Annotated in this window: 13 protein-coding genes; 7 read left to right on the top strand and 6 right to left on the bottom strand. The window is 43.2% G+C overall.

What is annotated here, in order from left to right; genetic code table 11:
- Window positions 1-98 precede the first annotated feature (98 nt).
- The gene (locus tag GDK41_RS03890; protein WP_152085176.1) at window positions 99-1,403 is read right to left on the bottom strand and encodes an inosine/guanosine kinase; all 1,305 of its coding nucleotides are present in this window, start codon (window positions 1,401-1,403) and stop codon (window positions 99-101) included.
- A 243-nt stretch (window positions 1,404-1,646) separates the two neighbouring features.
- On the opposite strand from GDK41_RS03890, the gene tadA reads away from it, so the two are divergent.
- On the top strand, window positions 1,647-2,150 hold the full coding sequence (gene tadA, locus GDK41_RS03895) for a tRNA adenosine(34) deaminase TadA (protein ID WP_152087505.1): 504 nt from the start codon (window positions 1,647-1,649) through the stop codon (window positions 2,148-2,150).
- On the opposite strand, the gene GDK41_RS20190 is transcribed toward tadA, so the two are convergent.
- Both GDK41_RS20190 and mltF read right to left on the bottom strand, forming a co-directional pair.
- Entirely contained in the window at window positions 2,141-2,299 is a 159-nt protein-coding gene (locus GDK41_RS20190; RefSeq protein WP_170829113.1) for a hypothetical protein, read from the bottom strand. The genes tadA and GDK41_RS20190 overlap by 10 nt on opposite strands.
- Before the next feature lie 90 nt (window positions 2,300-2,389).
- The gene (gene mltF / locus GDK41_RS03900) at window positions 2,390-3,757 is read right to left on the bottom strand and encodes a membrane-bound lytic murein transglycosylase MltF (protein WP_152085177.1); all 1,368 of its coding nucleotides are present in this window, start codon (window positions 3,755-3,757) and stop codon (window positions 2,390-2,392) included.
- A 227-nt stretch (window positions 3,758-3,984) separates the two neighbouring features.
- Here mltF and purL point away from each other — a divergent pair, with 227 nt between their 5' ends.
- The gene (purL, locus tag GDK41_RS03905) at window positions 3,985-7,869 is read left to right on the top strand and encodes a phosphoribosylformylglycinamidine synthase (protein ID WP_152085178.1); all 3,885 of its coding nucleotides are present in this window, start codon (window positions 3,985-3,987) and stop codon (window positions 7,867-7,869) included.
- A 176-nt stretch (window positions 7,870-8,045) separates the two neighbouring features.
- On the top strand, window positions 8,046-8,357 hold the full coding sequence (locus GDK41_RS03910) for a cupin (protein WP_152085179.1): 312 nt from the start codon (window positions 8,046-8,048) through the stop codon (window positions 8,355-8,357).
- Between the two features lie 59 nt (window positions 8,358-8,416).
- On the opposite strand, the gene GDK41_RS03915 is transcribed toward GDK41_RS03910, so the two are convergent.
- The gene (locus GDK41_RS03915) at window positions 8,417-8,917 is read right to left on the bottom strand and encodes a lactoylglutathione lyase family protein (RefSeq protein WP_152085180.1); all 501 of its coding nucleotides are present in this window, start codon (window positions 8,915-8,917) and stop codon (window positions 8,417-8,419) included.
- Between the two features lie 94 nt (window positions 8,918-9,011).
- Here GDK41_RS03915 and GDK41_RS03920 point away from each other — a divergent pair, with 94 nt between their 5' ends.
- On the top strand, window positions 9,012-9,890 hold the full coding sequence (locus GDK41_RS03920) for a LysR family transcriptional regulator (protein WP_152085181.1): 879 nt from the start codon (window positions 9,012-9,014) through the stop codon (window positions 9,888-9,890).
- A 6-nt stretch (window positions 9,891-9,896) separates the two neighbouring features.
- Here the strand turns inward: GDK41_RS03920 and GDK41_RS03925 are convergent, their stop codons facing one another.
- A complete protein-coding gene (locus tag GDK41_RS03925) occupies window positions 9,897-10,568 on the bottom strand; it encodes a hypothetical protein (protein WP_152085182.1) in 672 nt (223 codons plus the stop codon).
- A 217-nt stretch (window positions 10,569-10,785) separates the two neighbouring features.
- Between GDK41_RS03925 and GDK41_RS03930 the strand changes: the two genes are divergently transcribed.
- The 3 genes from GDK41_RS03930 to GDK41_RS03940 are packed head-to-tail and all read left to right on the top strand — an operon-like array spanning window position 10,786 to window position 13,854.
- Window positions 10,786-13,347, top strand: coding sequence for an intermembrane phospholipid transport protein YdbH family protein (locus tag GDK41_RS03930; RefSeq protein ID WP_152085183.1), 2,562 nt, complete (start codon window positions 10,786-10,788; stop codon window positions 13,345-13,347).
- Window positions 13,344-13,523, top strand: coding sequence for a YnbE family lipoprotein (locus tag GDK41_RS03935; protein WP_152085184.1), 180 nt, complete (start codon window positions 13,344-13,346; stop codon window positions 13,521-13,523). The genes GDK41_RS03930 and GDK41_RS03935 overlap by 4 nt, the downstream gene beginning before the upstream one ends.
- A 10-nt stretch (window positions 13,524-13,533) precedes the next feature.
- The gene (locus tag GDK41_RS03940; RefSeq protein ID WP_152085185.1) at window positions 13,534-13,854 is read left to right on the top strand and encodes a YdbL family protein; all 321 of its coding nucleotides are present in this window, start codon (window positions 13,534-13,536) and stop codon (window positions 13,852-13,854) included.
- 33 nt (window positions 13,855-13,887) lie between these two features.
- Here the strand turns inward: GDK41_RS03940 and GDK41_RS03945 are convergent, their stop codons facing one another.
- Window positions 13,888-14,442 carry a DUF1415 domain-containing protein gene (locus GDK41_RS03945; protein ID WP_232056521.1) on the bottom strand — a complete coding sequence of 185 codons (555 nt, stop codon included), beginning with the start codon at window positions 14,440-14,442 and terminating at the stop codon, window positions 13,888-13,890.
- Between the last annotated feature and the right edge of the window lie 3 nt (window positions 14,443-14,445).

Genomic DNA, 14,445 nt, shown 5'->3' on the forward strand with positions numbered 1-14,445 from the left:
GTCACCTTATTGTTTTGAACAAAAAGGGCTGGATATTTAATCCAGCCCTTTTTAATATTTATAATCGTAGGAGCAGATGTGTAATACTTGCAAGGTGCTTACTTATCCCAGTATGACTGCTCTAATGAATCTTCTCGTTCAGGTAAACCACGAGAAAGACGTGGTGAATGCTGTACCAGCACTTCGTAACTAGCACGGTTTGCGTACTTACTAATTTGCGCTAATGAAGAGTAAGTAATTGCAGTTTGTTCATGTTTCGCGGAATTTGGCACGTTTAGTTTGTGGTATTCGTTCGCTGATAAGTCATGTAATACTGCGGCAAGGGCACAATCTCCGGCCCCATTGGTGTTCTTTATAGTATCAGGGCCACCCATGTAAGGGGCTGTATGGCTGTATGCTCTAATGGGGCTCTGGCAATCGGCTTTACGCATACCACGAGAAAATTCGTAGCGGTTAAACTCTGCAATGGCACCTGGTAGTAATGGATATTCAGTCTCGCGCTTGAACTTATCATCCACATACCCCGCCATAAATAGCCCTTTTGGACCTGCTGTGCAGATCACTAAATCAACCCAATCTAGCGCTTTATCAGCTGCTAATAGAGGATCTGAAAGCCCTGTAATAGCTTCGGCTTCTTCTTCGTTCATGGCAAGTATATCTACGTGTTTGTGCACAAACTCTGCCCACCAAGAAGGGTCTTGCTCTATTAAGAACTTCGTCCCCAAAGTTAACACTACAGGAACACCTGCTTGGTTGGCATAGTGAACAGCTTGCATGGTCGCTTGTGTCATCGTTTCATCGCCACTAGTACGCATAAGGTATGCACTAATTACTAATGCTGAGGCGTTTTCGATAAGAGACTGAGAGATTGACTCAGGGCGCAGGTAGTTCATTAAGCCTGCACTAATTGCAAAGGTACGCTCGCCAGTGTTGTCTATTAAAGTAAAACAACGACCAATTGGACCATCGACAGGCTGTAAGTGATTTAAGTCGACACGGCTTGAGGTATTACATAAAAACTTGTATGCATAACTACCCACGGTGATATTTTCACTCATTACTCCAAGTAATACCGAGCGGTCATCTGCAAGTACCGAATAGTTGTGCATCGTATTGCCAATGGTGCCACCTGCAAACTCATACTCTATCATGTCGTCACGTTTTAAACGTTCATAGAGTGCGTTGGTTATATCGCTCGCAATTACTTGCGACATGCCGCGCTGCAAACCAAATTCATCCAAAAAAGCCTGATCGACTTTTGCCTCTATATCTACAACGATTTGGTCAATACCACAAATATAACTGCGCTTTAAACCATTATCGTTACCTAGTTGGTTGATTAGTGGGTCTTTATCTTCGACTGGAAAATAATGTTTATGCCTGCGGCGTCCCGGAAATTTCATGTTTTACCCGTGTGTGTTGAGCTCAAGAAATAAAAAAAGCGGAGAATTATAGCTTAAGTGTAGCCTTGAGAGCCATGTGATTTTGCTATTTTCTAGGATGATTACACTAAATTAGCGAAAAACCGTGAGTTTTTTAGGAGGTTTACCTTTTTCAGGTTCTGGCTGGAAGTATTGCGGGTTGCTTTCTCGTTGGCGTCGTTAAAGATATAATAACGAGTGACTTTAAAAATGACTAATGACCATATGAGCGAAATAGAGCAAGATCAATACTGGATGTCCCAAGCATTAATGTATGCTGATAAAGCTGAGCTGCAAAATGAAATTCCAGTTGGTGCAGTTGTTGTTAAAGACGATCAGCTGATTGCCGCTGGTTGGAACCAGTCTATTTGTAATCACGATCCTTCAGCACATGCTGAAATGCAGGCCATTCGCAAAGCGGGGCAAGCGTTGGAAAATTATCGATTGGTCGATTGTACTTTATATGTCACATTAGAGCCTTGCCCTATGTGTGCAGGTTTGCTTGTCCATAGCCGTTTAAAACGAGTGGTCTTTGGTGCCAAAGATGCAAAAACAGGGGCCGCTGGTTCAATCATGAATATTGTCAGAGAGCCTCAACTTAATCACCAATTAGAAGTGACTGAAGGTGTATTAGCAGATGAATGCGCTGAAAAGCTATCCGCGTTTTTTAGGCGTCGTCGAAAAGAAATAAAAGAAGCTAAAAAGAAACAAAAAGCGGCTCAAGGTTGAGCCGCCATTTCTTCCATTTGTAGTAGTGCAAATAATTTTCTTCTTAGTAGCACTTTTTTGTGTGCGTTTTTAAGCATGACACGACGTCTGTTTGGTGACGTATGTCGTGTGTTACGTTTAAATTGATGAGTTCGACGTCTTTTAAGCATCTGAACCTCCTTATATGTGTGAGAGAAAGCACGCGTGGAGCTTTACAGGTCTTTATTGCATAAGAATGACAATCGTCTTTATTATGCAATCTATTTGCCAGAACTTATGCTCAGCGCATTATTTTCATCTAACCAGACCAATGCATCGTAATAGCGGCGTATGTTATCTACATACTGGACTGCAACATCCCCACGTGCATATCCATATTTGGTTTTTCGATAGTAGCGTTTTTTTATTAGCAGCGGTAGTCGTTTTTTAACGTCTGCCCAACTGTCTGGATCTGCACCTTGTTGTTGGGTAATGATTCTTGCATCATTGACATGTCCCCAACCAACATTGTACGACGCCAGCGCAAACCAAGTTCTATCTGGCTGCGGTATTCGCGCTGGAATACGTTTGAGTAATTTGGCTAAATATTTGGCACCTCCTCTAATGTTTTGCTCAGGCTTTAAACGATTAGTAACACCTACCTGCTTTGCTGTTGGCAGTGTTAACATCATAATGCCACGAACCCCGGTGGGGGATTTGGCGCGAGGATCCCACATCGACTCTTGGTAGCTTAGAGCTGCTAATAAACGCCAATCAATATTTTTGGCATATTGCTTAAACCAAGCTGCATAGGTTGGTAAAACCTCGTGCGCCGCTTCGACAAACGCCAGTGCATTGACATAGTTAAAGGTAGAAACATGACCATAATATTTCTCCTCTAATGTATAGAGTACATCTGTATGCTTTAGTTCATTAAAGAACGGTAGCAGTAGCGCGTATAGTGAATCGTCATCGTCATTACGTAGCACCCAAGAAACCGGATCGTCTCGAGTAACCGAAAACCCGATACTGACAGTCGGATGGTAGCGGCGAAAGAGCGCCAGCGTATGAGAGTCAGCGATGGTATAGTCGATTTGCTCGTCAATGATACCCAGTAGTAGCTCTTCTTCGTCTTTGTCTGTGACCGCTTGCCATGTCAGATCAGGATATTGCGGCTTGAACTCTTGTAGTGTCAGTATGTGGCTGGAATTAGCTAATACCGTAATTGGTTTATCAATATCATCGAAGCTTCTTGGTCGTGTTCTACCTTGCTTAAAAACAAGCTTTTGGCTGATTGAACGATAGCTTGGGCCAAATTTATATCGCGCTGCTCTTTTAGGGTGGTAGCTTATACCTGAGGCAATCATGTCTAAATCACCATTATCGAGTCGCTCAAATAACTCTGACAAGCTGAAAAAAGGTACCATTTGCAGCTCAACCCCAAGAAAATCTGCAAATTCGGCACTCAGCTCATACTCATAGCCTTGCTCGCCGTGCCTAGCTTGAAAGTAATTACCGGGCCCCGCAAGGGTGCCGACTCGGATCACTTGTTTATGTTTTATTCTTTCTAGTTGGTTGGTTGAGGCTTGCTCACAGCCGAGTAGCATGCAAAAAAAGGCTGCAATTAAAACAAATTTAACGATACGCATGCTTTCCTCTATATTGCTTTGAGCATGGTTTCACGGTAGCTAACTTTGCGCATGAACGCAAAATAAAAACAATTATTGCACTTTTGGCTTGTGTAAAAGTTTGGTTTTAAATTAAAAAGTGGGATTTTTGCGAGTTTTGGCATTATTAGTGTTAAACCCAAGCAACATTTCTACTATAATAGCGGCCCTAAATATCGTTCAATCCCTAACCCCGGATGAAAATACCTATGTTGATCTTACGTGGTGCGCCAGCACTTTCTGATTTCAAAGTTCAAAAAATCCTTAAAACTTGCACTGATGCAAATTTACCTGTAACTGGTATTTATGCTGAATTTATGCACTTTGCAGACGTCACTGCTCAGTTAAGCGACTCCGAACTAGACAAACTAAACAAACTACTCAAGTACGGTCCAACCATTGCCGAACATGAGCCACAAGGTGCTCTTATTTTAGTGACACCACGTATCGGTACCATTTCTCCGTGGGCATCAAAAGCAACAGATATTGCGAACAACTGTGGCCTTGACAAGGTTCACCGCGTAGAGCGTGGTATTGCTTATTATGTTGAGGGTGAGCTAAGTGCTGAGCAGCTAAATGACGTTGCAAAGCTAGTACATGACCGCATGACTGAGTCAGTACACGGTAGCCTTGAAGATGCTGGTCAGTTATTCCGCGTTGAAGAACCGCGTCCAATGTCATCGGTTGATATTTTAGGTGGTGGACGTGAAGCGTTGGTTGAAGCAAATGTTGAGCAAGGCTTTGCACTAGCAGATGATGAAATTGATTACCTAGTTGAAAACTTCCAAAAACTGGGTCGTAACCCGAACGACATCGAGCTATTCATGTTCGCACAGGCGAACTCTGAGCACTGTCGACACAAAATCTTTAACGCTGATTGGACAATCGACGGCAAAGAGCAGCCAAAATCGCTGTTCAAAATGATCAAAAATACTTACGAGACGCACCCAGAAAACGTATTGTCTGCATATAAAGATAACGCAGCGGTAATGAAGGGTTCTAAAGCGGGTCGTTTCTTCCCAAATAAAGACGGCGAGTACAGCTACAATCAAGAAAACATCGAAATCTTGATGAAGGTTGAAACCCATAACCACCCAACGGCGATTGCACCGTTCTCAGGCGCATCAACCGGTTCTGGTGGAGAAATTCGCGATGAAGGTGCAACAGGTCGAGGCTCTAAGCCAAAAGCGGGCCTTGTTGGTTTTACGGTATCTAACCTTCGTATCCCTGGATTTGAGCAGCCGTGGGAAACCAACTACGGAAAGCCGGGTCGCATTGTTGATGCATTAGACATTATGATCGACGGTCCACTAGGTGGCGCGGCGTTCAACAACGAATTTGGTCGCCCTAACTTATTGGGTTACTTCCGTACTTACGAAGAAAAAGTTAACAGCCATAATGGCGAGGAAGTGCGTGGTTACCACAAACCAATTATGCTTGCAGGTGGTCTGGGTAACATTCGTACTGAACACGTACAAAAAGGCGAAATCCCAGTAGGCGCTAAGCTAATCGCACTGGGTGGCCCTGCGATGAACATCGGTCTGGGTGGTGGTGCTGCATCATCAATGGCATCTGGTCAGTCAAACGAAGACTTAGACTTTGCTTCTGTACAGCGTGAAAACCCTGAGATGGAACGTCGTTGTCAGGAAGTAATCGACAAATGTTGGCAGCTAGGTGACGAAAACCCAATCGCGTTTATCCACGATGTGGGCGCGGGTGGTCTTTCTAACGCATTCCCAGAGCTTGTAGACGATGGTGGTCGTGGTGGTAAATTCCAACTACGTAATATCCCGAATGATGAACCGGGCATGGCACCACACGAGATCTGGTGTAACGAATCACAAGAGCGCTATGTACTTGCTGTTGCGGCAGAAGACTTTGCACGTTTTGAAGAGATCTGTAAGCGTGAGCGCGCACAATACGCTGTTATTGGTGAAGCGACCGAAGAGCGTCACCTAACGGTTGCTGATAGCCACTTTGAAAACAACCCAGTAGATCTTCCTCTTGAAGTATTACTAGGTAAAGCACCTAAGATGCACCGTGACGTTGAGTCAAAGCAAGTTGAAGGTGAAGCACTTAACACTGATAGCATCGACGTACTTGATGCCGCTAAGCGTTTACTTCGTCTGCCAACTATCGCTGAAAAAACATTCCTTATCACCATTGGTGACCGTACGGTAACGGGTTTAGTTGCTCGTGACCAAATGGTTGGCCCTTGGCAGGTACCAGTAGCAAACTGTGCTGTAACGGCAGCTGCGTTTGATACGTATCACGGTGAAGCCATGTCAATGGGTGAGCGTACACCTGCGGCACTTCTAAACTATGGTGCATCTGCACGTTTAGCAGTAGCAGAAGCGTTAACTAACATTGCAGGCGCAAATATTGGTGGTCTTGAGAACATCAAGCTATCTGCAAACTGGATGGCGGCAGCGGGTCACCCAGGTGAAGACGCAGGTCTTTACGAAGCAGTAAAAGCTGTAGGTGAAGAGTTATGTCCTGCACTTGGCCTAACTATTCCAGTTGGTAAAGACTCAATGTCAATGAAGACCACATGGAACGATAACGGTGAAGACAAGGCGGTTACTGCACCACTTTCTCTTGTGATCACTGCATTTGGCCGCGTAGAAGACATTCGTAAAACAGTCACACCTCAGCTTCGCACTGATAAAGGTGACTCAAGCCTAATCTTAGTTGATTTAGGTGCAGGTCAAAACCGCATGGGTGCATCAAGCCTTGCACAAGTTTATAAGCAACTTGGTGATAAGACGCCTGACGTTGATAGCCCTGAACTATTAAAAGGCTTCTACAACGCGATGCAAGCACTAGTAGCAGATGAGAAGCTACTTGCTTACCATGACCGTTCAGACGGTGGTTTATTTACAACTGTAGCTGAAATGGCATTCGCAGGGCGCACAGGTGTAACGGTAAATCTTGATAGCCTAACGGGTTCTGACATCGAAGCGCTTTACAACGAAGAGCTAGGTGCCGTTATTCAGGTTCGAAACTCTGACCTTGCAGCAGTTGAAGCAATTCTTGCTGACAATGGCCTTGCGGCAATCAGTCACACTATCGGTGCACTAAACACGGAAGATAAAGTTATCTTCAACCGTGGTGGCGAAGCAGTACTTGCCAATACACGTACTGAACTTCGTACTATCTGGGCTGAAACTACGTATAAGATGCAGGCACTGCGTGATAACCCAGAGTGTGCGCAGCAAGAATTTGATGCCAAATTTGACGAAAAAGACCCTGGCCTTAACGTAAAACTTGGCTTTGACATCAATGAAGATATCGCAGCGCCTTACATTGCAACAGGTGCTAAGCCACAAATCGCCATCTTGCGTGAGCAAGGTGTTAACTCACACGTTGAAATGGCAGCGGCATTTAACCGTGCAGGCTTTGCAGCAATCGATGTACATATGAGTGACATCTTAGAAGGCCGCTTGACGCTAGAACAGTTCAAAGGTCTTGTGGCGTGTGGTGGCTTCTCTTACGGTGACGTACTCGGTGCCGGTGAAGGTTGGGCTAAGTCAATTCTATTCAATGATATGGCACGCGACCAGTTCCAAACATTCTTTGAGCGTCAAGACACGTTCAGCTTAGGTGTATGTAACGGCTGTCAGATGATGTCGACATTGAAAGAGCTTATCCCAGGTACTGAGCATTGGCCACGTTTTGTAACCAACAAGTCAGAGCGTTTCGAAGCACGTTTCAGCCTTGTTGAAGTACAAGAAAGCCCATCAGTATTCTTCCAAGGTATGGCAGGCTCTCGTATGCCTATCGCGGTATCTCACGGTGAAGGTCATGCTGAGTTTGCAAACGACGCAGCGGTGAAAGCGGCACTTGATTCTGGTACGGTGGCAATTAAGTTTGTTGATAACTACGGTAACCCAACAACGCAATACCCGAACAACCCGAATGGCTCACCGGAAGGTATTACAAGTATTACCTCTATGGATGGTCGTGCAACAGTCATGATGCCACACCCAGAGCGTGTATTCCGTGCAGTGGCTAACTCTTGGCACCCTGATGATTGGAAAGAAGACAGCCCGTGGATGCGTATGTTCCGTAATGCTCGCGAGAACGTGGGTTAATAACAATACGCAGTTCGTTTGATAAAAAAGGTCACATTGGTGACCTTTTTTGTCTTTGCATAAATTTTTTATTATAGATTTATAGATTTATAGATTTATAGATTTATAGATTTATCGATTTATAGATTTATAGATTTATCGATTTATAGATTTATCGATTTTTAGGGAAATAACATATGAAAATAATAAGAACCAAAGAGTTCACTGCTCAGCGTGCTTGGGGGGCAATGGATATTGCGAATATGAATGGTATTACTACCCGCCTACATTGGACCGACCAGCCGTATAAATGGCATGTTAACGATGGTGAGGAGGTATTCGTGGTTTTAGATGGCATAGTCGATATGCACTATAAAGAAGATGGAACAGAAAGAGTAGCAACCTTGAATGTAGGCGATATCTTTTATGCGTCAGTAGGGACTGAGCACGTTGCACATCCACAAGGAGAAGCACGTATTTTAGTAATAGAAACTCAAGGCAGTGTTTGAGTATATTACTGTAAAAAAGGTGAGCGGAGAAACACTCACCTCTATAACTTAAATGGTGCTCAGTAAGCGCCTTCACTGTAAATTAATTCATAGCTATGGCTATAGATCTCTAAAATATTTCCAAATGGATCTTCCATATAAATCATACGGTAGGGCTTTTTACCCGGATAGTAGTAACGCGGCTCGGCCATACGTTTTTTACCACCGGCAGCAACGATACGCTCTGCTAACTCTTCTACATTTGGGTCTTGAACGCAAAAGTGGAAGATACCTGTTTTCCAGTACTCAAAATTATCATCTGGATTGGTTTGATTTTTAAATTGGAACAGCTCAACGCCTATTCTATCTCCCGTTGATAAGTGCGCTATCCGAAAACGCTCCCAGTCTGCACCAAATACATCAGTACACATTTGTCCTATTGCACTATCGTCTTCAGTAATATCAGTTGGCTCCATGATCAAGTACCAGCCTAATACTTCTGTGTAAAACTGAACAGCCTTATTTACGTCTGGTACGGAGATGCCAATATGTGAAAAGCTGCGAGGATAAGTATTATTCATTGCCTGAACTCCTAATTAGTTTGTTGGTACAGGTTACAAACCAATCATCATTAAGTAAAATTATCATAAATAATTAATTTGAGTATTGTTTGTAATGATTAATACAGTATGGTTGAATACATTTTGTACGTTGGTTGAGGTGGGCCATTTTACTCACACAGCTCAACGATTATTTATGACGCAATCGGGTGTCAGCCAGCATATTCGAAAACTAGAAGAGCAATTGGGTACGCAGTTACTCATCCGTCAAGGTAAACAGTTTTCTTTGTCAGATTGTGGAAAGCGGCTTTATGAGCAAGGAAAGCCTTTGCTGGGATCATTAGCTGCCATAGCGCAGGATATATCCTCAGATCCACCGTATGAAGGCAATGTGAGGGTAATGTCTTCTGGTAGTGTTGGGTTGAGGCTATATCCACAACTGTTGAAGCTGCAAGAACGTCATCCACAGCTAATTGTTGACTATCGTTTTGCTCCCAATGAAGATATTCAAAAAGCTTTATGCGACAGTGCAATTGAAATTGGCTTTATGAGTATTAGACCGACCTCGCCAGATATACACTATGAACTAGTTGCGAATGAGCCCTTGTTATTGGTTACGTCTAGCCATATCGACTCTGTTTCTTGGGAGATACTCCAACAGCTTGGTTTTATCGACCACCCTGATGGGGCTCATCACTGTGGGCTATTATTAAGCGCTAACTTCAAGCAGTTTCAACATCGCGAAGTGCTAAAAAAGAAAGGCTTTTCAAATCAAATAGGTCTAATTTTAGAACCTGTGAGCAAAGGGCTTGGGTTTACTGTGTTGCCAGCATACGCTGTCGCTGCTTTTCATAAACCTGAGACGATTAAAATACATGATTTAAAAGTGCCTATTAGTGAGCCAATTTATCTTTGTACCAACAAAAGCATGAGAGGGCTAAATCGTGTTAAAACAATTAAAGCTGAAGCGCTTAGATGGCTAAGCGATTCATAAATATGGTTACTCTAAGTTTTGAGTATCGTAATACAGCGGTTTTAATGAGCCACAGTTAACGAATTTGAGTGTAAGCTCGCTGGCTGGAGGAACACGTTTTGATGTGCGGAACTTTTGCATACAAGCACTTGTTAAGTCGACATAGATCAGATGGTTAAAGCTAGGTGCTTGCTGAATTTTATGGATATAAATTCGGCCATTTTTGGAAACCGGGATCATGTCATATTCTTGCCACTGAGAGGCCGGCGTTAAATCATTAAGTGCGCGAGAATAGAGCTTTTTACTAAACACAATAGGCGTATCGCTTAGCAGTTGGCTGCCACCTTGAGCATAATGGCCACTGTATACGTCTGCTTTAATTTCTAATTCTTCACCGCGCATGAGGCGTTCAATATTAAAAGGCTTTGGCTTAATAGTTACTAATTCTGCATCGCGCACTAAGCTTAAAAACGACACACCTGGGTTTTCAATTTTATAGACCACTTGCACATTATTAGGATAATTGTATGCAGGTAAATTAGCAGCATAAATGCTGGCGCCTTGATTTATTAACACCATAGGATGGTCGCCATGATAAGCGGGGTTTAAAGGTGGGGGGTCTTGTTTTTCTTCTTTAGCAATAACAAGAGAAGCGAATGCGCAAAATATTGTTGTTAATGTAATTTTTATTAACTTCATATCAAAAGCCTGTTGCCATTATTTGGAGGGGAGCCACTAAAATCGAGCTACTTTAAACTGAAGCTCTAGCGAAAGTATAAAGCATTGTCGCGTTAATTGCTGTGTTTGCTTGCCTACAAAGATCAAAACTACAACTTATTACAATTACGTTGTCACAGCGACCTCATTTTAATTTATCATTGGCCTATCGCTCTAATAGGTTAAGGACATCAAGCATATGATAGTTAAGTTTTTTAAATGGCTTGTTATTATCCTATGTTGCCTTTTTTTGGGGTTATACGTTTTCCGTGAGCCGCTGACAGTGATGACTGCTGAGCGTTATTTGGCTCCATATAACATGTCATTGAGCTGTTTGCGTTGGTCATTGGGTGGTTGGCATAAGGTTAATGTTGAAGAACTATGCCTGGATAGTGAGCATGTGTCATTGCGTTTGGAGCAGGTGAAGGTAACCAAAGAGCATATCCATGTTAATGCGTTACATGCAAAACTACTCAATTCTAACACGCAAGAGCAAAGTCAGGCGCAAACATTGTGGCAGCCGCTGCAACTGGCTTTACCCACGAGACCTTTGTTGAATATCGATGATGTTACGATTGAAACTGACAAGTTGAGCTTGCGTCAGTTACCGCAAGTTTTAAGGTTGTCGTTACAAGAGCATAAGCTGAACAGTTTTTCAGTTACGGGTGATATTTCGTCTGATATTTTTTTATCTGAGCAGGCCGTTAAGTTAGATGTTGAGCTTGATAGCCCAGCTTTACAGCAATTATTGCCAATTTATATAACTTCACTGCATGGCACCGCTCATATCGACTACTTTGGTGATAAGGTCGATTTAAATGTTCAACATGCACTAGCCGCCAATTTAGAATCCTCGCAATGTAATGGATTGGTGACAAGTCAAGGGCATATCAAAGCTTCATTTGATATTAACCTGCAAAAGCTTGACGCTGACCTATCTGAGGCTGAAGTTTTATTAACGCCAAATGAGTGCGATCTAATACAAACAGAGCAACTGCGCGAAGAGCTAAATAGAGTGTTGTTGCAGCCATGGCGTGTTAGCTTGCCCAATGGTCTTGCTCTTCACAATAGTCGTATCACGACAGAGCATGTGCAGTTTAGTAGCGCCGATGGCAACAGTGTCGCTGAAGTTAAAGTGCTCAATGCAGATAGCAAAACTTTGTATGGCAGCGGGGTTGTATCGATTGCTCATCACAGTGATAGCATAGGAAAGCTAGAAATTAAATCGCCAATTGAGTTTAGTGATGGCCATGTAAATGGCATGGGTAAATTGCATTATCATGGTGAACGATTGCTTTGGCTATCGGAACAAGTGCAAGGTATTGAGCTGCAAGGACAGGTTGAGTTTGAGGCTTCAACGCAGCGCGCACTTTATAAGGTAGAGGCGAGCGGAGAAGTTGAGCAAGCATATTACAACGGCGTGAAAGTGAACAATGGCAAAGCCAACATGAATGCTGAAATTACAGTGGCCGGTGATGTTGCAACTTTTGCGAAGCTGACAATCCAAGCAGATACACTCAGTTACCAACAGGTAAAAGTCAAAAACAGTCAGCTAGAACTCGAAGTAGATATCTCCAGCAAACAGCAATTAGCGTTGTCTGGACGCTTGTCTAATCAACTGTTGCAAAGTCAGTCGGTGCAAGTTAACGGTATAGGGTCGCAATTTTCAGTTGCAGGTAACATTGGTAGCGGTGAAATTTTTACTACACTGTCAGCGCAAACACGCCTTGATACGGTAAAGGCACCCAATATAACGCTTAATAATATCAACATTGATAGCCAAGGTCTGCAAAGTCGCACAGGCATGTTTGAGCATTTTATTACGGGGGCTGGCATTGAGGCTGTGCTTAAACACCAATATTCACCGTTAGCACACCCTTATCAATTGGTGGCAACAGCTAAGCCCATTATGTCGATACAACCTTTGATCAATGCTTATGTGCCTAAACTAAAACTGGTTCAAGGGGATATCTCATTTGAGTCTGAAGGAGATTTCAACCTGCAAACAGCTGATTTTTTGGCTCAGGTAAATGACGTGTCGTTGCTGTATGGCACCCATTACGTAGATGAAATTAACACTGCCATAACCGGGCAATATAATTCAGGTACGATTAATATTCCTAGCTCTAAAGTGATGATAGGGCAGATACGTTCGGGGGTTGTATTATCTAACCTATCAACTTTGTTGCATGTTGATAATGGCTTAGCGTATGTGAGTGAGCTCGATGCTTCGGTCTTTGCTGGGAGTGTAAACATTGATAGGCTGAACTTATCTTCAGAGCCACAGCTGGTGCAGGTTAACGCAGAGTCTTTAGATTTAGGTTTGATTGCTCAAGCTGGCAGAGATGCGGGGGTTGAACTTAGAGGAAAAATATCTGGTACGTTTCCTATGCGTATCGTAGATACAAACGTCAGTATTGAGCAGGGTAAATTATTGAGTGTGGGACAGGGTAAATTACAGGTTGCTCAAAATGCCTCTATAGAAGCGTTGAAAGCACAACAGCCTAGCCTAAAGTCAGTTATCGGCGTATTGGATGATTTGACGATTGATAACTTAAGTAGTGATGTGGCACTCACACCTGATGGATGGTTAACACTTGGGGTGCAGATTGTGGGAGAGAATAAGCAGCAATCGCAGCCGGTAAACTTTAATTACACACACCAAGAAAACATATTTACACTTTTTAGGGCTTTGCGTTTAAGTGACGAAATAACCCAAAAAGTAGAAGATGCATTAACTAAACAGGAGCAAAGCCCATGAAATGGACCTTAGTTTTAATAAGCTTACTGGCTCTCAGTGCTTGTACGCATAAAGTGCAAGTCGAAACCAAAGAGCCGATCACAATTAATTTAAATGTAAAAGTTGACCACGAAATTCGGGTAAAAGTAGATAAAGAACTTGATGACCTATTTAGCGATGACAGCGAACTATTTTAAGGAGAGCACAATGAAAGCAAACAAATTGATTATTGCAGTAGCGGCGCTAGGTATGGCTTTTTCGGCGTTGGCACTGACGCTTGATGGTGCCAAAGAGCAAGGCTTAGTCGGAGAAACAGAGTCGGGCTATCTAGCAGCGGTAAGCAGCAACGCACAAGTGCAAGCGCTTATTTCAGATATTAACGCTAAACGAAAAGCAAAGTATCAACAGTTAGCCAAGAAAAACGGTATTAGCTTATCGCAAGTTGAAGCGTTGGCAGGCAAAAAAGCGATTGAGAAAACCAGTGCAGGCCATTTTGTGCAAGTCAATGGCCGTTGGGTGAAGAAGTAACTTTGCCAAATTAAGGAGATACAAATGTGTCTCCTAGTGTTTATGGCATTGTTTTAACAGTTGCTGCCAAAACGCTTCGCCTTTTCTGCGCGCTAAGCGAATATTATTCTCGGGAATGCTCTCGGGGTCGTCGTAGTTCTCCAGCGCTGCCGCCATGCTTTGTTCGCGAATTAAATGTAAAGTAGGAAACGGCGCACGATTAGTGTAATTAGCCGCATCATCGTCATCACTGTCGGCAAACACATAATCAGGGTGAAAGTTGGCAATTTGATAGCGCCCTTCATAACCTTGTACCACAAGCATAGCGTTGGCTAAATCAACCAAATCTAAAAAATCGGCGAAATCACTAAAACCGTCCTTGAAGATAAGTAAGGTGGTTTCTCGCTCAGGGTGATTATCCAAAGCTGCGCATTCTTCTAACATGTCCATCACAGCGTCGTCATGACTGGTTGAGTCTGACACTTGATAGTGAATGGTGTTTTGCTCTACCTCTTTGCGTGCAAATGGGCAAAAGTTGTATTTGACGATTACTGCGCTAACCCAGTTTTGCATGATTTGTGCGGGAGTTAAGAGGGAAGTGATGCTCATGAA

Source organism: Pseudoalteromonas sp. A25 (assembly GCF_009176705.1).
Classification (GTDB): domain Bacteria; phylum Pseudomonadota; class Gammaproteobacteria; order Enterobacterales; family Alteromonadaceae; genus Pseudoalteromonas.